Origin of the sequence: Desulfobotulus sp. (assembly GCF_034006065.1) — a bacterium.
Classification (GTDB): domain Bacteria; phylum Desulfobacterota; class Desulfobacteria; order Desulfobacterales; family ASO4-4; genus Desulfobotulus.
Window position 1 is genome coordinate 1 of record NZ_JAVETM010000048.1, and the last position, 20458, is coordinate 20458.

Below are 20458 nucleotides of genomic sequence, written 5' to 3' on the forward strand. Positions count from 1 at the left end.
CCCCTGGAGCTGCGCCTCCGGAATGTCCTTCACCGGGGAGATACCAACGGCGCAGGCGTGCTTCTCGAATCCTCCACCAGCCTTGCCGCCTGCCTTGAAGGCATCCGGAACCATCCCCTCTGGCAGACCCGCAGACAATGGCAAAGGGAAGCCCCGCCCTTTTGCATCCGGGGAACCGGCCTTGCCGCCGTCTTCAATGCCGCAGGGTACGGAGGCGGGGTGCGGGACGCGGCCATCGCCAAAATCGAGATGGACACCAAGGGGCTCTTCATTGTCCACAATGCCGTAACGGACATGGGACAGGGCAACAGCAGTGCCTTTTTGCAGATTGCAGGCCACATCCTCCGCCAGAGTGCCGAGGCCCTCAGCGTGCGCCAGCCCGATACCCGCAGCGCCTATCCTTCCGGTTCCTCCTCCGCAGGACGCACCACCTACACCTTCGGAAAAGCCCTCATCAGCGCCTGCGAAGAGCTGAAAAGCCGCCTCATCAACCGGGCGGGGCTCATCCTCTTTCTTCAAAATGATGAGGGGCTTGTGCTGGAACCGGGACGGGTACGGCATGAACCCTCCGGCCGCTCGGTTTCTTTAAAACAGCTCGCTTCTTTCATGAGCCTTGAGGAAAGGGTCTGCCTTGGTCAATTCATCGCACCGGTGTGCCGGGAGGTTCCGGATACGTCCAGGGGCTTTTTCATCGGCTTTCCCCATGTGATTTTCGGCTACGGTGCCCACCTTGCGCGGGTGGAAGTGGACACCCTCACCGGCAGGGTGCAGGTGAAAGACTACCTCGCCCTCACCGACGGCGGGGCCGTACTCAATCCGTCCATGTTCGATCAGCAGGTGCAGGGCGGTGTGGCCCAGGGTATCGGCTATGCCCTGTACGAGGATTTCATTACGGAAAAAGGGGTTGTGAAGACCAAAGATTTTACCACCTATCTCATGCCGGGAAGCCTCGATCTGCCGGACATCCTCTCCCTTGCCCCGCCTGTGGAAGAAGAGGAAAGCGGGCCCTTTGGCATGAAGGGCATCGGTGAGGTGGCCATGAACGGCCCTTTGCCCGCCATTGCCAATGCCTTGCGGGATGCGGGATGCAGACGCATCCACAAAGCGCCCATCCTGGCCGAAGCCGTGCTGGGGAGTCTGGAAAACCATTGAGGGCTGCAATCCACGACAGCCCCCTGAATTGATGCGCGTTTATGCACGTCTACACGCGCCTATACGCGCCTACACGCGGTTATGCACGCAGAGGAGAAAGGCACCGTGGAAAGCATTGAAACCCTGTGACACTGCCGTGCCGTATCATCACTCCCATAGATTCTGAAAGTTTCACATGAAAACAGAGGTGCCGCCCGCCTCAGCGATAAAGATCCGGAACAAAACAGACAAACACAAAAAAAGGAGAAACAACCATGAAATCCATTGCCTTCATTCTTTACACCCTCACCTGCCTTGCTCTGGGAAGCCTGCTTTTTCAGAATAACAGCACTGCCGCCGGATATTGTTCCCAGAAATACTACGATGTGTATGAGCTCGGAGCACCTGCCGGATACAAAGCCACTTTCGGAGTCTCCTTCAAGGAGGGCGTAACCAGAAACCATGTGATCATTGACTGGAAAAGCAATCAGAACTTTGTCGTGTATATCAAATGAAAGGGCCTGGCCGCTGTCTCTTAAAAAAAAGACCGGGAGCAATCCAGCGAGACCGCCCTTCCGGCAGACATACGCGATAAAAATCCTTTTCCCGGAGATCGTTCCATGTCAAAACCCCCTGAAAATTCCCCCATCTCCTTTTTTCTGAACGGCAGTCCCCTTTCCCTGTCCGTCGCGCCCGGACGCAGGGTGGTGGATCTTCTTCGGGAAAACCTTCAGCTCACAGGCACCAAGGAAGGCTGCGGAACCGGCGAGTGCGGGGCCTGCACGCTCCTTGTGGATGGCCTTCCCATGCTCTCCTGCCTCATGCTGGCCGCCCAGCTGGAAGGCCGCCGCATAGAAACCGTGGAAAGCCTTGAAAAAGATCCTGTGGGAGAAAAGCTCATCACCTCCTTTGAAGAAAAGGGAGCCGTGCAGTGTGGCTACTGCATTCCCGGCATGGAAATGACGGCTCTGGCCCTCCTGCGAAAGCATCCTGAAGCGAATCGGGAAGACATCCGCAAAGGCCTTTCGGGGAACCTCTGCCGGTGCACAGGGTATGTGAAAATCCTTGATGCCGTGGAAGATACGGCAAAAAACCTCACAGCCCCAGAGGAGATGCCATGAACCCCGTCCTCTTTCCCCGTACAGAGGAAATGCTCCTTTCCATGGCAAAGGCGTATCCCGAAGCCCGGTTCATGGCGGGCGGCACGGATCTTCTGGTGGCCCTGCGTCAGAAACAAAAAGCCCTGCCCCCCCTCATCGGCCTTGAACGCATGGAGGGCATGGGAGATATCCTAAGAGAAGGAGAGGAGATCTCCATCGGGGCCGCCTGCACCCTAAAGGAAGTGGCAAGCCATCCCCTGACCCGCCAGCATCTGCCCCTGCTCTGCCAGGGAGCCGATTCCGTGGGGGGACCTGCCCTCCGGAACATGGCCACCCTCGGGGGCAATCTCTGCACCGCATCTCCGGCAGGCGATACCCTGCCCGCCCTCTTCCTGCTGGAAGCCCGCCTGGATCTTCTTTCGGAAACGGGCCTGCGCACCCTTTCCATGGAAGCCTTCATCACAGGTCCAGGCCGCACGGCACTGTTACCCGGCGAGCTTCTGCACCGCATCCGGATTCCCATCCCCCAAAACGCCCCCATCCAGCACTTTGAGAAGGTGGGCAACCGCAACGCCATGGCCATAGCCGTGGCAAGCCTTGCTGCCCTGATCCGCATGGAACAGGGCCTTGTGGCGGAAGCCCGTCTGGCCTGGGGCAGCGTGGGGCCGAAGGTCATCCGCTCTTCCGAAGCCGAAGCCGCCCTCATGGGAAAACCCCTTCGGGAAGAAAGCCTCAAGGAAGCGGCCTTTTACGCCCAAAAAGCGGTGCAGCCCATCAGCGATATCCGGGCCAGTGCGGACTACAGAAAAAAGGTGAGCGCCAGTCTCCTGCAAAGGCTGATCCTCTACCGGGATTCTGACTGCGGGGGAAAGCGCTCATGACGGCCATGAAAATTCTCAGTGCCTGCATGGAAATCCTTAAAGATAAAGCCTCTGCCTGCCTTGTGGCCGTCATCTCCCATACGGGCTCTGTACCCGGCGATGAAAAGGCCCTCATGCTGGTGAAAGGGGATGGCAAAACCCAGGGCAGTGTGGGCGGCGGCGCACTGGAGATGGAGGCCATGGCCCAGGCAAGGAAAGTTATGGAAGAAGGACAAGCCCGCCACATGGAAGCCCGCCTGACACCGGAGATGGCAGGAATGCCCTGTGGCGGCAGTGCTTCCCTCCTCCTTCTTCCCCTGAAACAAGGGGCAGGTCCGGAGCTTTTTCTTCTTGAAAATCTTTTAAAGGATCTGGGGGAAAGGTGTTCCACGGGTTTTCAGGTTTCTTTTTCCCATGAAAGAGAAGAGGAAATGGAAAAGAGATCCAAAGCTTTTCCCTGCCGCATCCGCATACTGGAAGGCCCCGCCTTTTTCTTAAGGGAAGAAAGCCCGCCTTCATCGGTAAGTTTTTTCATCCGCCTTGAACCCCAGACCCGTCTCCTGATCTTCGGAGCCGGTCACATCGCCCAGGCCCTCTGCCCCATGGCCCTTGCCGCAGGCTTTGACCCCGGCATCTACGATGACCGCAACGACTACCTTGGGAGCATCTCCTTTCCTGAAAATGTTCCCGTCCACAGCATCGAAAGTTTTAAGGGCTGCATGGAGGGACTTTCCATTACCCCTTCCACCTGGATTCTCATTGCCACCTATGGCCACAACCATGACCACGTTGTGCTGGAGCAGGCCTTAAACACCCAAGCCCGCTACATCGGCATGGTGGGCAGCCGCCGCAAACGCGAAGCCCTTTTTGCAAAACTGCGGGCGGAAGGTTTCGGGGAAGAGGCCCTGTCCCGAGTACACTGCCCCGTGGGCCTTGCCATTGGGGCACAGACACCGGGGGAAATTGCCGTGAGCATTCTCGGGGAAATGATTGCCATTCGCAGGGGCATACCCATCGAAGTTCTCCGTCAGAATGACCAACGGGCATAGATCTGCTGCCCTTGAAAGAATGGCTGACAAAAACCCCGGAAAACCCGTAACCCATGGGCCGGGAAAACCGAATCTTCATAAAAACAGGATCCGCCTCAAAAGGGAGGCCCCCATGCAGCCGCAAATCCCACCCGATCAGAAAAAAACGCCCATGCCCCAAGTCCCGCAGGAGCCTGAGGCTTCCCTGCAGAACCGGCACGAGCTTTTCCTCCTTTTCCAGCAGGCTCCCGTACCCATGTCCTGCACCCTGCTCAGCCCGATAGAAAACCCCTTAAAACTTTCTGCAACCCCGCCTGGCACAATCTCTTCGGCCACACGTCGGAAAACATCCAAGAGCTTTTTTATGAAAAAGGTCTTTTCTGGAAAGACACCCAAGCCCAGACCCGTTTCATCCGGGCGGTGATGGCGGACGAAGGGGTATACCGAACCGAAGCCGTTTTTCTCTGCCTCGACGGCAGTCTACGCATTGCCGATGTTTCCGGCCGCATGAGCAAAGTAGGCGGAGAAAGCCTTCTTATCACAAGCTATCACGACCTGACGGCCCAACGAGAGCTGGATGCCGCCCGCCTTAACGCCGAAGCAGAACTCCTCGTATTCCGGGAAATGGTGGAAAGTGCCAACGACGCCATGCTGCTGGTGGAAGAAAGTCGCATTATTGCGTGCAATCCCGCAGCACTCCACCTTTACGGGCGCACACAGGAGGCGCTCATTGGCCAACACCCCGGCCTGCTGTCACCCAAAAGCCAGGAAAACGGCCATCCCTCCGTGGAAAAGGCCGACCGCATCATGGCTGAAGCCATGGCCGGTCGGCCCCAGCATTTCCTGTGGCAGCATGAGAAAGAAGATGGCACCCCTTTTATTGCTGAAATCACCATCAATCCGGCCAGAACCATCCGACTCCCCGATGGTTCCATGCGCAAGCGTTTTGTCACCGTACTCCGGGATATCACCCGCGCCCATCAGGCCAACCTCGCCCTCCAGGAGAGTGAAAAACGCTTCCGCCAACTCTTTGAGCTGGCACCCGTACCCCTCTGCCTCATTGCACCCGATGGCCGACTCCTGTCCATCAACAGTCGCTGGGTGGAGCTTCTGGGCTATACGCAGGAGGATGTACCCCACATTCGGGACTGGTGGAAACGCGCCTATCCGGACCCGACCTATCGTCAGAAGGTTCAGCATCTCTGGCAAAAGGGACTGGACGGCCTGAGGGAGACAGAATCAGGGTTCAATGCCATGGAGCTGAACATCTGCTGTAAAAACGGCGTTTATCGCACCCTTCTCTTTGGCGGGGCCATGGTAGGGCCGGATCTTATGATCAGCTTTTATGATGTGACGGAACAACGTAAGGCCCAAAACGCGCTGGAAAAACTCAATACGGAGTTGGAAATCCGTGTAGCGGAACGAACCCGGGACCTTGAGACCGCCATTGAAGATCTCAAGCGCACCCAGGATGAGCTGGTCCGCTCCGAAAAACTCGCCGGTCTGGGTGCCCTGGTGGCGGGTGTGGCACACGAACTCAATACCCCCATCGGCAATGCCGTCATGGTGGCCAGCACCCTCAGAACCCTGGGACGTGACTTTGATTCATCCGTGTCCAAGGGGTTGAAGCGTTCTGTTCTGGATCGCTTCATCATCCGCTTTCACGAGTCCAGCGAAGTGATCGAACGCAATCTCCAACGGGCTGCGGAGCTCATCGCAAGTTTCAAACAGGTGGCCGTGGACCAATCCAGCTACCAGCGCAGACCCTTTGAGCTTGCCGAGGTACTCCATGAATTGCGACTCACCCTGAGCCCCACCCTGCGTCGGAGCCATGTGTGCCTCAGTGAGGATGTCAGCCCCGGTCTTCGTATGGACAGCTATCCCGGCCCCCTCACCCAGGTGCTGATGAATGTGGTCAACAATGCGGTGGTCCATGGCTTTGAGGGACAAAATGGCGGTTTGGTGCACATCACAGGACGCGCCTCTTCCAGTACCCATGTACGCATTGAGGTCCGTGACAACGGTCGGGGTATTGCGCCCCAAAACCTCATGCGCATTTTTGATCCCTTCTTCACCACCCAGATGGGAAGGGGCGGGTCCGGACTGGGGCTGCACATCGTCTACTCCCTTGTGACAGAACTTCTGGGCGGAAGCGTGCACATGGAAAGCCAACCCGGCCAGGGAAGCACCCTGGTCCTGAATCTGCCCATTGATGCCCCCCGGACTCTGGCATCTCCGGCCAGGATCTGATACATTGTGACCTTCTTACAGCATGGCAGCCCTTTTCATCCGTAAATCCAGGAGGCGCCCATGAGCCATCCCGAACTTCCCCATACTGATGATGACATCCTCTTTCTTGAAGAGGATGAGATTCCATCCGCCTCCTCAGGCCTTCAGGCATCTCCCTGGAAAATCCTTGTGGTGGATGATGATACCGATGTGCACCAGGCCACGGAACTGGCCCTGCGGGATCTTCCCATTGAAGGCCGCCCCCTGACTCTGCTCCATGCCCACTCCGGAGGAGAAGCCATCGAGATTGTGGCGAATACCCCGGATCTGGCCGTAATCCTTCTGGATGTGGTCATGGAATCCGAAGATGCGGGCCTCCAGGTGGTACGTCATGTGCGGGAACGGATGCAGCGCAAGGATCTGCGCATCATTCTTCGCACAGGACAACCCGGTTACGCACCGGAAATGGACACCATCCGCAATTACGATATCAACGATTACAAAACCAAATCTGAACTGACCCAGGTGAGGCTTTTCACAAGTCTTACCACGGCTGTGCGGGCCTATCTCCAGATGCGCGCCCATGACGACATGCAACGCGGCCTTGAAATGGTGGTGAAGGCCAGCACGGAACTGAACAAACTCAATGGCATGCAGCGCTTTGCCGAAGGCGTGGTCGCCCAGCTCTGCGCCCTTCTTCAGATGGCACCCGAAGGTCTGATCTGCGCCCAGCAAGGCCTGGAAAACGGTCGGGAACCAGCGCGGGTGATTGCAGCAGCGGGCAGTTTCCGACATCTGGTGCATCAGCCCCTGGATCAGCTGGATCTTCCCTGGATCCAGAACGGCCTGGAGCGTTGTCTCACTGAGCGCCGCAACCTCTATGAACCTGGGCTCCTTTTGTATTTTGGCGCGGAAGCCGGACGCGGGGTGGCCGCTTTTGTGGATATCCGTCGCCCCTTAGAGGAGACGGAACAGCATCTTCTGGAAGTTTTCTGCGCCAGCATCGCCGTTGGATTTGAAAATGTCATTCTCTACGGAAGGCTGGTGGATCAGGCCTATCTGGATCCCATGCTGCGCATTCCCAACCTCAATCGTCTCCTTGAGGTGCTGGAGGATCCGGCCCTGGAAAAGGCCAGCACCACCTTGGCCATTCTGGATATTGATGATTTTTCCGCCATCAACGATACCCTGGGCCATGAGATGGGTGACGCCCTTCTCCACGCCATCTCCCGGAGACTGGGACGGGAGATGCCCCAAAGCCTCATCGCCCGGCTGGGCAGCGATATCTTCGCTCTGCTGGGCCCCTCCCATGAGGTGGCTCCCGCGCCCCTGCATCAGCTGTTCACAGAAAGCTTCGAGGCCTTTGGCCAGAGTGTGCGGATTTCCGCCACCATCGGGCTTGTGCAGCTCAGCCTCCATGAGGGCCCCGGTGCGCGGCTGCTCAAGGACGCCCACGTGGCCCTCAAGCAGGCCAAGGTGCGCCAACGGGGAGCGACCATGTATTTTTCCGAAGCCATGGGTCAGGACGCGAGAGAACGAATGCGACTCCTCATCCGTCTGCGGGAAGCCTTTGACACCCAGCATCTTTTCCTCGTTTATCAGCCCAAAATCCATCTGCACAACGGTGGGGTCAGCGGCGTAGAGGCCCTGCTCCGCTGGCGTACGGCGGATGGCGGCTTTGTGCCGCCGGATCGTTTCATCCCCCTTGCGGAACAGTCCGGACTCATGACCGCCCTCGGAACCTTTGTCCTGCGTACGGCCTGCCAGCAGCTTGCTCGTCTGACCGCAGCAGGCTACGGAAATCTGATCATGGCCATCAACATTTCCCAGGCCCAGCTCCGGGACCCGGACTTCATCCGCACCCTGAAGATCGCCATAGAAGACGCGAACGTTCCACCAACGCAAATTGAACTGGAAATCACCGAATCCATGGCTGCCGACGACCTGCCTCATATTCAGACCCTGCTCAACGCCATCCAGGACTTAGGCTTCAAGGTCGCCATTGATGATTTTGGAACGGGTTTTTCCTCCTTAAGCGTTCTGCGCCACCTGCATACCCAGCGGCTTAAGATCGATCGCAGTTTCATCCACGAAATTCTGGAAGATGACAGCATCGCCCGCATGGTCATCGGGCTGGGACACAGTCTTGGCATGGGCATCACCGCCGAAGGCGTGGAAACCGAGGCCCAGTGCAAGGCACTTGTGGCCCTGGGTTGTGATGAGGGACAAGGCTGGCTTTTCGCCCGCCCCATGGAAGAAGAAGGTCTCCTCACATGGCTTGCCCAGCGCAAAAGCCTGCCCTGTGCATAAAAAGAATGTCTCTGCCCTTATTCTCGCCGCAGGAAAATCCAGCCGCATGGGTAAAGACAAGGCAGGGCTTCCCTTCGGAAAGCACACCGTGGTGGAACATCTCATTACCCTGTACAAAGGGGCAGGTATTCATGCCATCACCGTGATCAGCGGAGACAATACCCCTGCCTTGAAGGCGCTGGGCTTTCAAGCCCGCATCCTGCCCAATCCCGCACCGGAAAGGGGCATGTTTTCTTCGGTGCAGAGGGGCCTTGCCGCCCTTTCTCCGGAAACGCAGGCCTTTTTTGTCCATCCCGTGGATATTCCCCTGGTGTCCTGCCCCACCCTGCTCACGCTGATGCATGCCATGGAAACCCATCCCCACAAAAACGCCTTCATCCCCGTTTTTCAGGAAGAAGGGGGGCATCCGCCCCTTCTCCGTGCGAAACTCATCCCCAGCCTTCTTGCCTTTTCCGGAGAAGGCGGGCTCAGAAAATTTCTTGAAACAAGCGCTGCCCTTAAAATCCCCTGCCCGGATGCGGGTATTGTAAAGGATATGGATACGCCGGAAGCCTACCGGAGCCTCTGCTCCATGCAGAGACTTTCCGGCTCCCCCTGTCCGTCCTCCGGCAGATCCGCCCATCCATCCCCCACTCCATGAAAGGAACAGACCATGGATCTTCAGATTCGTCTCATGCAGAAAGAAGATGCCCCCGGTGTTGTGGAACTGTACCGGGCCGTGTATGGCGACCATTATCCCGTTGCCAGTGTGTATGATGCCGAAGCGATTTTTGCGGCCCAGAAAGCCGGGGATTTCTTTCGGGCGCTGGCCCTTGTCAATGGCCGGGTGGTGGGGCAGACCGCAGCCTATCGTTCCGATTCTCCCAACCGACAGCTTTATGAAATCGGTCAGGGAATCGTACTCAAAGACTATCGCAACCGGGATCTTTTAAATAAAACCATGGACTGCCTGCATCAGCAAGTCTGTCCGGGAGCGGGTATTCATATGCTCTGGGGCGAGTCGGTCTGCAACCATGTTTTTGTACAGAAGGCCTGCCTCCGTCTTGGTCACGAATTTACCGGCATCGAAATCGATCTCATGCCAACGGAGGCCTACGAAAAGGAAAAAAGCAGCAAAGGAAGGGTTTCTACCATTCTCGGTTTCAAGGTGAAGGATAGCGAACGCCGCAGGGTGCATCTCCATCCCGCCTATGCCGACATCCTGCCCTCTTTCTACGAAGGCCTCACTCTTTCAAGGGATTTTGTTGCAGCATCCTCTCCCCTGACGGATACAGAAAGCAGACTCACGGAAAGCCTCTATGCAGGCGCAGGTGTGGCCCGTTTCACTGTCTTCGAACTGGGTGGGGATTTTGAGGCTGTTCTCAAAGAAAAGGAAAACAAGGCTGTGGATCAGGGCTGCACCGTGATTCAGGTCTTTCTGGATCTCAGCAGGCCGGAGGTGGTTCCAGCCATAGACATTCTCCGCCATCAGGCCTATTTCCTTGGTGGTGCCCTGCCCTGCTGGTACGGAGACGACGGCATTCTCATGCAGAAACTTCTCCATGAACCCAATCTTTCCGGCATAAAGCTGTATGGAGAACGAGCGGAAAACATTCTGGCCACCCTCTTACAGGACAGGGAAGCCACCCGCAGGGACTGAGATCTCCCTTACTTTCATGGGGCCGCCAGCCGCCGTATGGACCAGATCCAGAGCATTCCCATGGCCGGAAGCAGGGCAAAAAGGGAAAAGAGACCGGCATAGGAAACGCCCGCTCCAAGGAGAAATCCTGCCAGAAGCGGCCCCATGAAAAACCCTCCGTCCATGGCAAAGAGCATGAGATTGCTGTTCATCCCTTTGAGATGCACAGGGGAGATGTCAAACATGAAGGCATTGAGCTGGGGCATGAGAAAACCGATGACCATGCCGTAAAAAAGGGCCAGCCCCAAAACCAGAACGGGCGCTGTGGAAAGGGAAAAAAAGCAGAGAGTAAAAGCCAGAAGACAGAGAAAAGAAAGCAGCATCCCGGCCCGGTTGATGCCGTCCATGAACTTTCCGCAAAAAATACGCACCCAAAGGGTGGCCGCCGTTGTCAGGGTGAAAAAAAGCCCCGGATTGGAAGCCCCCAGACGTAAAAGGTGATCTTTCATGTAAAAAAAGACCATGGTGGTTGCCGTAAAAACCAGAAAATTCACCCAGAGAAGGGAGAGAACGCCGGGATGCTTCAGGCCTGAAACCAACTCCTGAAATCCCGGCTTTTTCATGGCTTCAGCGGGCAGACTCACCCATCGTTTCTTCAGGCAGGAAGAGAGGGGAAGCAGAAGCAGGAGGGCTGCGAGAAAAAGGGGGGCACCCAGCACGTAAATTTTCACCTCACTTTGCGCCCAGGGCAGAAGCCTTTCCATGAGAGGCGGCAAAATGGCGTAGGGCAGAAGGGTCATGACCGTAAACACCCCAAAACCCTGACCGCTTCTTTTTTTGGGGATCAACAGCACCAGCACATGGATCACTGCGGAAACCAGAAGCACAAACCCCAGACCATGGCAGATTCTCACCAGAACCAGATGGCGGATATCCTGAGCAAGGGAGTATCCCCCAAGGGAGAGGGCCAGAATGAGAAGCCCCAGTCCCATAATTCTGATGCCGTTACGGGGAGAAATGAAGGTGCTGACAAGGGGCCTCAGGGCAAAAGCCGTAAAGGGCTCCAGACTGATCAGTACCCCGCGCCAGACCGCAGGCACGCCCGCATGTTCCAGATAGGCATTGAAGCCGTAAAACATGGAGATGTTACAAAAGGCGAGAAAGGCGATCAGGCTTAAAATAATAAACTCAAAGGAGAAAAGGGTATCCTCAGACGTTTTTTCCAAAGAAAGGGGGGTCATGGCAGGCACCTTCTAAAAGAAGAAACCCCAGCTCACCTGCCCATGGCGACAATCCGGGAGAAAAACAGGGAGCAGAAAACGGGCTTGTGGGATCATACCGAAAAAAAAGACGGGGGCAAAGCCTCAAAGCTGTCCGGGAAAGCCTCCCTTCCGGAGGGCCGCTTTCCTCCATTCTTCTTTGCTCTTATGGTGCCCCCAAAACGCACCATTGCTGTATGGGGTGCCTGCCCCCCCACCTGCTCCACCCCGGCCGGAATACCGACCGGGGTGTTTCCCAGCCTTACAAGGCCTCCCTCAAGCTTCCGCCTTCGGCCCGTTTTCTGGGAAAGGCCAGATAGGGCGCAAGGTCCTGGTTCCTGAGACCGCCGGTACCGTCATAGGTGATGGACACTACGGGCACCCCGGTTTTTTCCTCAATACGGGCTGCCATGGCCTCCGTCACAAGGGAAGCGCAACAAAAGGCCGGACTCACCTGGACAAAAAGCCCGAGATCCCGATGATGCTTGTGCAGATAAAACACCTTCAGCAGGTTATCCATGGACTCCCCATTGTTTTCAATGGAAACGCCATAATCCCCAAGAATTTTTTCCGGAGAGGCATCAAATTCAGGCCTCGTTTCTTCCAGAAGTGGCTCAAAATGACGGTAGTACATCCACTCCAGCCGGGAAAGGGCTGCAAGGAGCGGCTTGTAGGAAAGCAGGTTTCTGTATTTACCCTCATTGAACCATTTACGGAAATAAACCTCCGCTGTCATCCGTGCATAATCGCTGTAGGGCGTTGTGATCACCTCACCGCCGTGGGCCTCGATGAAACGCACCAGATCCTGGTTCATCACATCATTGTCCCGGACATAAATATCCCCGAAAATGGCCACCTTCACCCTTTCGACCCTGTCCCTCGGAATGGCGGAAAACATGGCCACCACCTCCCTTGCCGCTTCTTCCTTGTTCTTGGCACCAGTGAAAGCGGCCTCCATCACTTCCATGGCCTTTTCCAGCACCGCATCCGTCATGCCCGGAACCTTTTCGCCCGGCCGGATCTTACACACCAGCCTGCGCAGAAGTCCGCCGAAGAAATAGGCCAGATAGGCGTTAAAGGCCGAACGCATGGAAAACTCGATAAAGGAGAGATCCCCCACATAGACCCCAGCCTCGGCGTAGTCCTTTCCATAACGCGCCAGAAGGCTTTTGATGTGGTGGGGATAAAGCTTGATGTTGCAGGCAATATCTGAGGCCATCATCCAGAGCAGGGTGTCAGCGGGCTTCAGCCCATGGCGGTCGATGGTTTCCACATAGGCTTCGGCGATGGCATTCACGGGAATGCATTGCCCCGTATTGAACCGCAGACTGCGCCGAATGGAGGCCTCACTTTCCTCCATCACAATCACCCGCACCCCTTCCCGACGGAGATTGGCGGCCAGAAGGCGGCAGGTGATGGTATCCCAGTTGGGGAGCACCAGGGTTTTTCCCTGAAAACTGGTAGCAAGGTCAGGATTCACCCCGCTCATATCCGGAGAAGCCATGGCCCCCCTGTCGCCCGCGTGGTGGTTGCGGAAAGCCCGGATGGCCGCCTCAATACGGGTCTCATAGCCCACGCTGGAATCGTGTTCATCCAGCTCCAGCACCAGATAAGGCTTGTCCCAGGCTTCCAGCAGGGTTTTGGCATAATCCAGAATAAAGCTGTCCGGCGCACACTTGAAAGCCGTTACAAAGACAGGATAAAGCCCCGGTGTTTTTGCCGCTGCCTCGACAGTGGAAAGAATGCGGGCCGCATATCGCCAGTGAACGGTTTCCAGAAGGGGCCGGATGGCCGTATCCGCTTCAGGACCATGGGCCAGCATATCCTGAAAATAGGGGCGGACGCCGAGAGACTCAAAAATTTCCGGAATCCCCTTGTTGGCCCATGAGGGCAGGACATTATAGGGACGTCCCAGAAGCAGCACACGGACATCGTCCCCCTGCTTTGCTTTTTCGCCGATTTCCTGGAGCTTCTTACGTGTTTCCTCCTGAAAGCGGGTGGCCACATCCCAGGCCCTGGAAACCTCCAGAAAACCGATATCCCTGCGACTGATCCGCCGCAGCATCCGGTAAAGATCCATTTTGGTGTGCAGATCCGGATAAAGATAACGCACCGTGGGCCGTAAAACCCGCTCCGGATCCAGAGAGGAAGTGAGGGCAGGCACAAACTGGGTATAATAGCAGTACTGCCGACGGGCCGTACGATCCGAACGTTTTTCCTCAAAATAGAAAGGAAGGAAAACGTAGTCCGCCTCCTTTAAAAGCCAGTCCACATGACCATGCATCACGGACATGGGTGCACAGAACTCCGCTCCGCTCAGAAGCTTACCCCTGCGAAGGCCATCGGCCCAGGCCTCACTGCTTTTCACAGGAAAGCCCAGGCGATCAAAAAAGGTCTTCCAGAACCCCAGGTCCTCATAGAGATGCAGGGCCGCAGGAATCCCGATGGTTACCTCGTCTGCCACCGTGACCGAAGCGGTGAAGGAAAGGGCCTTCTGCCTTGCCTTTTTTAAGGAAAAACCCGCTTTATTACGATTCACAAATCCCTTAGTTTCATAATCCCTGCCGCAGAGGAAGCCATAGGCCACCTTCGCACCCGCCACTTCAGCCACGGTGAGCTTGCAGTGATTGGTGCAGAGGGTGCAGACCTCGTTTGAAATGGGAATGGGGCTTTTATAAATATCGATTCCCCGGAAATGGCTGATCTCCGGAAGGGTTTCCGCCAGGGCCAGGGCAGCCCCCAGGGCACCGGTGAGGTGACAGTATCGGGACACGAGTATGGGTTTTTGCAGACGCTGTTCAAAGGCCGCCACAAGGGAACGGTTCCGGGCTGTGGCTCCCTGGAAAAAAACCACCTCGCCGATGCGGCTTTCCGTGGCCACCTTGAGAAGGTAATTTTCCCGCACCGCATGCAGGGCGCTGGCCAGAACCTCTTCCACGGAACACCCTTCGGCCAGATAGTGGTTGAGATCCCTCTCCATGAAAACCGTACACCGGTCACTGGAAAGGGGAGCTGCCACACCGTCTGTGAGGCGGGCATAATCGGAAATGGCAACGCTCAGCTTCTGGGCCTGTTCCTCGATGAAACTGCCCGTACCTGCAGCACAGACATTGTTCATCACAGAGCTGGTCACCCGCCCATCCTTCAGGGTGGTGAACTTGGCGTCCTGACCGCCGATCTCAATGATGGTGTCCACACGGGGATCCAGAGAACAGGCGGCCCGTGCATGGGCCGTGATTTCATCCAGCACCAGATCTGCGCCTATAATTCCGCCCACAAATTTTCTGCCGGAACCCGTGGTGGCGCAGCCCCGGATGGGGATATCAAGACCCGTCTCCCGTCTTACCCCGTCTAAGGCTTCCAGGATGGCACAAATGGCAGCCAGAGGCCTGCCCTGGGTCCGGGTATAAAACCCGGCAGCCACCTCCCCTTCCGGACCGATCAGGATGGCCTTGGTACTGGTGGAACCAATATCCACCCCAAGAATCCGGGGCTCATCACCCATATTTTCCGGAAGAATATAAAGCTCTACCTCCACGTCCGGTCCTTCGCTCTGTTCCGGATGGAAAAGATGGGAACGCACCCCTCCGAACTCCGGCCATGGAGAAAGGGCAAGGGTTAAGGGCGGATAATGGGTGGCGGAACGGGTTTTTTCCTTTCTGGACTGAACGACAAGGGGCCATGCACACGGATTTTCCAAAAAAAGACCCAGGCTGTGATGGTGCAGGGCCGCCCCCAGGGCTCCGAAAAGGTGGGCCAGGGGATCGGTTTCCAGCTTTTCACCCACCAAGGCCTCAATGTGTCGCAATACGGCAGCGTTCCTTGCAACCCCGCCCACCATGATCACAGGCCCGGCCCACAGACTGTCGGACAAAACGGTATCCACCACATTGCGTGCCAGGCCATGACAGAGACCATCGCAGATGGCCGCATGGGAATAGCCTTCCTGTTGGGCATGGATGAGATCGGTTTTGGCGAAAACGGCGCAACGGGAAGCAATTTTCGGGGGCTCGCCTCCGTGGGTGTTCGCCGTACGGGCAAGATCAGCCGCATCTTTAAGCCCAAGACGCCCCGCCTGCTGATCGAGAAAGCTGCCCGTACCCGCAGCACAGGAGGTGTTGCCCCGGAAGCTCTGATAAGCCCCTTCACCGTCAAAACGGATGAGACCGAATTTCTCCCCACCCACCACCAGAGCGGATCGGGCCTGGGCATGCCTTTGCCGCAGGGCGGCGATGAGGGCCACCTTGTCATCGTAATGGGCATCGGCTTTAAAATATCCCTCAGCTCTGCCAGTGGTGACCACGGCTGCGGGCGCGTCCTTTTCAAAATCCTGCAAAAGCTTTGTGAGCGTTCCGGCAATGTCGCCATGGTGGAAGGCATAGGCTGTCCGCCCCACCTTCCCGGTATTGTCCACAAGGGCCATACCGATGGCGACAGACCCTGTGTCCACGCCAAGTATCCAGGATTTTTTAATCTGCATCGGAAAAAACCTCCTTCAAAGGAACATACTGCGCGAGGGGCAAATACAGGAAAAACGCTTGCCATTTCTTACAATGTCTTTTCTGGTCCGCTGTAATGCCTGCGGGCTTGCTTCCTACCCTCTGGGAGATGCCGCAGCATGGATTTTAAAATGAAACTTCTGTCAAAAAATAAGAAAAGGCGGGTAATCTTCAAGAAGGCGAGAAAACAGCAAGCTTGTTATCCGGTATCATCGGAACCCCGGAGGTGCAAGGGTGGGGAAGGTTTTTTAAAAAAAACAGTATTTCCCACCAGAAAATCACCTCTCTTTGCAAAACCGCGACATCCATGAAATTGACAAATCCCCGCCCCTCTTCTATGCTGTTTTGAAACCTTGTTCGCAATCCATATCCACCCCTGACCAGACGGGTTCTCTTGATGTCACTTCATCAGAAATTCCTGCAACTTCCCATCCGCAACCGCATGCTGGTCAGTTACCTGACACTCTTTATCCTCGCCCTTTCCCTCGCGGGACTGGGTGCCAACTTCCTCCTGCGTTTCACCATTGAGCGTCACATGCGCACGGAGTTTGAAAACACAACCCGAACCATTCATAACCTTGTCCGCACCGCAGCGGATGTTTCCATCCGCAACCATCTGCGCTCCGTGGTGGAAACCAACCTGAAAACCCTCCATGCCCTGCACAACCAGGTACTTTCTGGTATTCTTTCCAAAGAAGAGGCCCAGGAACGGGCCAAGGCCTTCTTCCGCATTCAGCCCATCGGCCATACGGGTTACATTTATGTTCTGGACAGCCAGGGGGCTCTCCAGCATCACATGGATCCCACCCTTGTGGGCGAAAACATGAGTCACTTTGATTTTGTGCGCGATCAGACCAAAACCCGGGACGGATATATTGAATACGAATGGAAAAACCCAGGCGAAGAAAAAACACGCCCCAAAGCCCTGCACATGGGCTACTTTGAACCCTGGGACTGGATTGTTTCCGCTTCATCCTACAGGGAGGAATTCCGGGATCTTCTGCGCATCGAGGATTTCCGTCACGCCATTCACGATCTAAAATTCGGAGACAGCGGCTACGCCCTGCTCCTTGACACCAAAGGCGAACTCCTCATCCACCCCTTCATCCAACCCCAGAATATCGGAGAATGGCTGGATACCGAAGGTAAACCCATTATCCGGAAAATCATCCAGGCCAATCAAACCATACACCACTATCGCTGGCAGAACCCTGCGGATCCTGCTCCCAGGGAAAAAGTGGTGCTTTCCATCCGCATTCCGGAGCTGGACTTCGTGGTGGCTGCCACTGGCTATATGGAAGAGTTCAATGCGCCACTTCGCAATCTGGGGCAAACCCTGGCCCTGGGCTTTTTTCTCTATATCCTCATTCTGGTTCCCCTTACCGCCTGGCTGGGCCGCTCCATCACCCGGCCCATCGAGAACCTGACCCGCACCATGAAAGAAGCGGAAAAAGGTGATTTTTCCCTGCGTGTACACACCCGCACGGGCGGAGAACCCGGCGAGCTGGCTCATTATTTCAATCGTTTCATGGACCATATCCAGAACCATCGTGACGCCCTGGAAAGGGAGATCGCCCAGCGCAGGAACTCTGAGGAAAAAGCCCGACTCCTGGCCCGTTTTCCCGATGAAAATCCCCATCCCGTACTGCGTATCCGCCAGGATTTTGTCCTGGACTACATGAATAAGGCCGCCATGGAACAACTGACGGAATGGCGCCTGGTCGAGGGCGAGGAAATCCCCCCTCTCTGGCAGCAGGTCGTCACAGACTGCGCCCGGCACAACAGCCCCCGCTCTGTGGAGGTGGAGGCCTCTGACCGGACTTTCTTGTTTACCGCCTGTCCCATTGACGACAAAAAGGCATGGTACCTGTACGGGCATGAAATCACAGAAAAAAAAGCATACGAGAAACTCTTGCTCCTGTCAGATACCGTATTTCAGAACACCATCGAAGGCATCTGTATCACAAACGCAGAAGGCCTCATTGATCGTGTGAACCCGGCCTTTTCTTTCATCACGGGCTACAGCCCCGAAGACGCCATGGGCCAGAATCCGCGCATCCTCAAATCCGACCTGCATACGCCTGAATTTTATAAAGAAATGTGGGATTCTCTCATCCATCGGGGCGAGTGGAGTGGCGAAATATGGAACCGCAGAAAAAACGGAGAAACCTATCCCCAGTGGCTGGCCATCACGGCCGTACGCAATGAGATCGGGGAAACCGTCCGATACATTGGCGTCTTCCACGATATCAGCGAACTTAAAACCAGCAAGGAAGCCCTGCATTTTCAGACCTTTCACGATGCTCTCACAGGCCTTGGCAACCGGCGCATGCTCACAGACCGCCTGGAAAGAGCCCTCTCCCATGCCCGTTACCACAATGAAAAACTGGCTGTACTCTTCCTCGATCTGGACAACTTTAAAAATGTCAATGACTCCCTGGGGCACATCATCGGAGACCGGATTCTCAAGGAAATGGCCGCTCGCCTTGCCCGACATACCCGGGAAGATGAAACCCTGGCCCGTTTTGCAGGGGATAAATTTGTCCTGGTCCTGCCCCGCATTCAGACCTCCCAGGCCGCAGTCAGCGTGGCCAGCCGCCTGCAGGATCTGCTCAGTCGGCCCTTCAGCCTGGAAGACCGGGAATATTTTGCAACCTTGAGCATGGGGATGGCTTTTTTCCCGGATGATGGAAAGGATGAGGAAACCCTTCTCAAAAACGCGGAAACCGCCATGTACCGCGCCAAACAGGCCGGAAAAAACCGCATCTCCCTTTTTGCCCCTGCCATGAACGCCCAGGCCCTCCAACGCATGGACCTGGAAACCCGACTGCGCAAAGCCATGGAAAAACAAGAATTCCATCTGGTTTTCCAACCCAAGGTAGATCTCATCTCCGGAAAAATCATTGGTGCAGAAGCCCTTTTGCGCTGGCAGCCTGCGGACGGCCCTCCGGTCTCTCCGGTCAGCTTTATCCCCCTTGCCGAAGACACCGGGCTGATTCTTCCCATCGGCGCATGGGTTCTGGAAAAAGCTTTGGAAGAAGCTACCCTCTGGCAAAAGATGGGGTTTACCGATCTCTCCATCGCTGTGAATCTCTCGGCAAGCCAGTTCCAGCAAAAAGAACTCACCTCTCAGATTGATGTTCTCCTGAAAAAAACAGGGCTCCCTCCCCAACTCCTGGAGCTGGAGCTGACGGAAAGTGTCATTATGGGAGACGCCAGCGCAGCCATCGATACCCTCTGCCGTTTTTCCCAGATGGGCATCCGCTTTGCCGTGGATGATTTTGGCACAGGCTATTCTTCCTTAAGCTACCTGAAACGCTTCCCCATCCAGGTTCTTAAAATTGATAAATCCTTTATCCAGGAAATCCCCCATAACCGGGATGATGCTGCCATTGTTCTCTCCATTCTCTCCCTAGCCCACAGCCTCGGTCTCAAAGTAGTGGCCGAAGGCGTGGAAACCGAAGCCCAGCTTGCCTTCCTCCGCAGCCACAAATGCGACATGATCCAAGGCTATCTTTTCTCGCGTCCCCTGCCGCCGGACGCCTTCCGGGAACTCGTGTCCAAGAGGTCCAGTCTGCGCCCCCTCACAATCCTCTGACCTCCCTCCCTTCTGCATGAGCATTCTGTGCACACCTTAAAATTTTAATCTTTACAAATTCGACGCCTTCATACTAAGTTCCCTGTTTACGAATATGCTTCAGGAATCCTTAACCGGAAAACCCGGTATTTTCATAAGGTTTCCCATTCGGACAAAGAAACGTTCCGTCCTCCCCTTCATGACAAGGCCAAGCCTGCCCACCGTGTGACCGGGCGAACCCCCGGCCGGTGGGCGCATCTGAAGGGAGTCAAAGGTCGGATGCCATGGTACAGAAAACGCATAACAGGTCTGTAAAAATACTAAAGGCCCGGTTTAACAAAGCAAAAGAGCAATCCTCAATCAAACCGGACCTGGACGGCGCTGATCCGCCGCTCCCCTGGACAGACCGTATCTTTTCCGCGCCATGCACCGCCCCGCTCTCCAGATTCACGGAACAAAAGCTCTGAACGGGAAACACCAACCAAAGGAAAAATTCCGATGTCGAAAAAAATGATGACCATCGACGGCAACACCGCCGCAGCCCACGTGGCCTATGCCTTCAGCGACATGGCCGCCATCTATCCCATCACCCCGTCCTCCCCCATTGGTGAGATTGCAGATGCCTGGGCTGCGGACGGACGTAAAAACCTTTTCGGTCAGCCCGTCACCGTGCGTCAAATGCAGTCCGAAGCCGGTGCCGCAGGCGCTGTGCATGGCGCTCTGGCCGCAGGGGCGCTCACCTCCACCTTCACGGCCTCCCAGGGGCTTTTGCTCATGATCCCCAACATGTACAAGATGGCAGGCGAGCTGCTTCCCGCCGTCTTCCATGTCACGGCCCGGGCCGTGG

Annotated in this window: 13 protein-coding genes; 11 read left to right on the top strand and 2 right to left on the bottom strand. The window is 56.1% G+C overall.

Translation table 11 applies throughout. The features are described from left to right. The 9 genes from RBR60_RS14180 to RBR60_RS14220 form a co-directional block, all read left to right on the top strand. On the top strand, positions 1-1152 hold a 1152-nt coding region (locus RBR60_RS14180; protein WP_320357934.1), incomplete at its 5' end, for a xanthine dehydrogenase family protein molybdopterin-binding subunit. Positions 1153-1406: 254 nt separating this feature from the next. Continuing rightward, complete coding sequence (locus tag RBR60_RS14185; RefSeq protein WP_320357936.1) at positions 1407-1646, top strand: hypothetical protein; 240 nt, start codon at positions 1407-1409, stop codon at positions 1644-1646. A gap of 105 nt (positions 1647-1751) precedes the next feature. Next, a complete protein-coding gene (locus RBR60_RS14190) occupies positions 1752-2252 on the top strand; it encodes a (2Fe-2S)-binding protein (RefSeq protein ID WP_320357938.1) in 501 nt (166 codons plus the stop codon). Beyond that, positions 2249-3112, top strand: a complete 864-nt coding sequence (locus RBR60_RS14195) for an FAD binding domain-containing protein (protein WP_320357940.1) — start codon at positions 2249-2251, stop codon at positions 3110-3112. Before RBR60_RS14190 ends, RBR60_RS14195 begins: the two co-directional genes overlap by 4 nt. Further along, positions 3109-4140: an XdhC/CoxI family protein gene (locus RBR60_RS14200; protein ID WP_320357942.1), complete on the top strand. Its 1032-nt coding sequence runs from the start codon at positions 3109-3111 to the stop codon at positions 4138-4140. Before RBR60_RS14195 ends, RBR60_RS14200 begins: the two co-directional genes overlap by 4 nt. A gap of 402 nt (positions 4141-4542) precedes the next feature. Continuing rightward, a complete protein-coding gene (locus RBR60_RS14205) occupies positions 4543-6369 on the top strand; it encodes a PAS domain-containing sensor histidine kinase (protein ID WP_320357944.1) in 1827 nt (608 codons plus the stop codon). A 60-nt stretch (positions 6370-6429) separates the two neighbouring features. After that, positions 6430-8658 carry an EAL domain-containing protein gene (locus RBR60_RS14210; protein ID WP_320357946.1) on the top strand — a complete coding sequence of 743 codons (2229 nt, stop codon included), beginning with the start codon at positions 6430-6432 and terminating at the stop codon, positions 8656-8658. Next, the gene (locus RBR60_RS14215) at positions 8567-9298 is read left to right on the top strand and encodes a nucleotidyltransferase family protein (RefSeq protein WP_320357948.1); all 732 of its coding nucleotides are present in this window, start codon (positions 8567-8569) and stop codon (positions 9296-9298) included. Before RBR60_RS14210 ends, RBR60_RS14215 begins: the two co-directional genes overlap by 92 nt. A gap of 12 nt (positions 9299-9310) precedes the next feature. Beyond that, positions 9311-10297: a hypothetical protein gene (locus tag RBR60_RS14220; protein ID WP_320357950.1), complete on the top strand. Its 987-nt coding sequence runs from the start codon at positions 9311-9313 to the stop codon at positions 10295-10297. A 14-nt stretch (positions 10298-10311) separates the two neighbouring features. On the opposite strand, the gene RBR60_RS14225 is transcribed toward RBR60_RS14220, so the two are convergent. Together RBR60_RS14225 and RBR60_RS14230 are read right to left on the bottom strand one after the other, a co-directional pair. Further along, positions 10312-11517 (bottom strand): MFS transporter, encoded by a 1206-nt coding sequence (locus tag RBR60_RS14225; RefSeq protein ID WP_320357952.1) that lies wholly within the window; start codon positions 11515-11517, stop codon positions 10312-10314. A gap of 280 nt (positions 11518-11797) precedes the next feature. After that, the gene (locus RBR60_RS14230) at positions 11798-16015 is read right to left on the bottom strand and encodes an acyl-CoA dehydratase activase (RefSeq protein WP_320357954.1); all 4218 of its coding nucleotides are present in this window, start codon (positions 16013-16015) and stop codon (positions 11798-11800) included. A gap of 416 nt (positions 16016-16431) precedes the next feature. On the opposite strand from RBR60_RS14230, the gene RBR60_RS14235 reads away from it, so the two are divergent. Together RBR60_RS14235 and RBR60_RS14240 are read left to right on the top strand one after the other, a co-directional pair. Next, on the top strand, positions 16432-19632 hold the full coding sequence (locus tag RBR60_RS14235) for an EAL domain-containing protein (protein ID WP_320357956.1): 3201 nt from the start codon (positions 16432-16434) through the stop codon (positions 19630-19632). Positions 19633-20109: 477 nt separating this feature from the next. After that, the coding region (locus RBR60_RS14240) for a hypothetical protein (RefSeq protein WP_413815472.1) at positions 20110-20458 on the top strand (349 nt) is incomplete at its 3' end.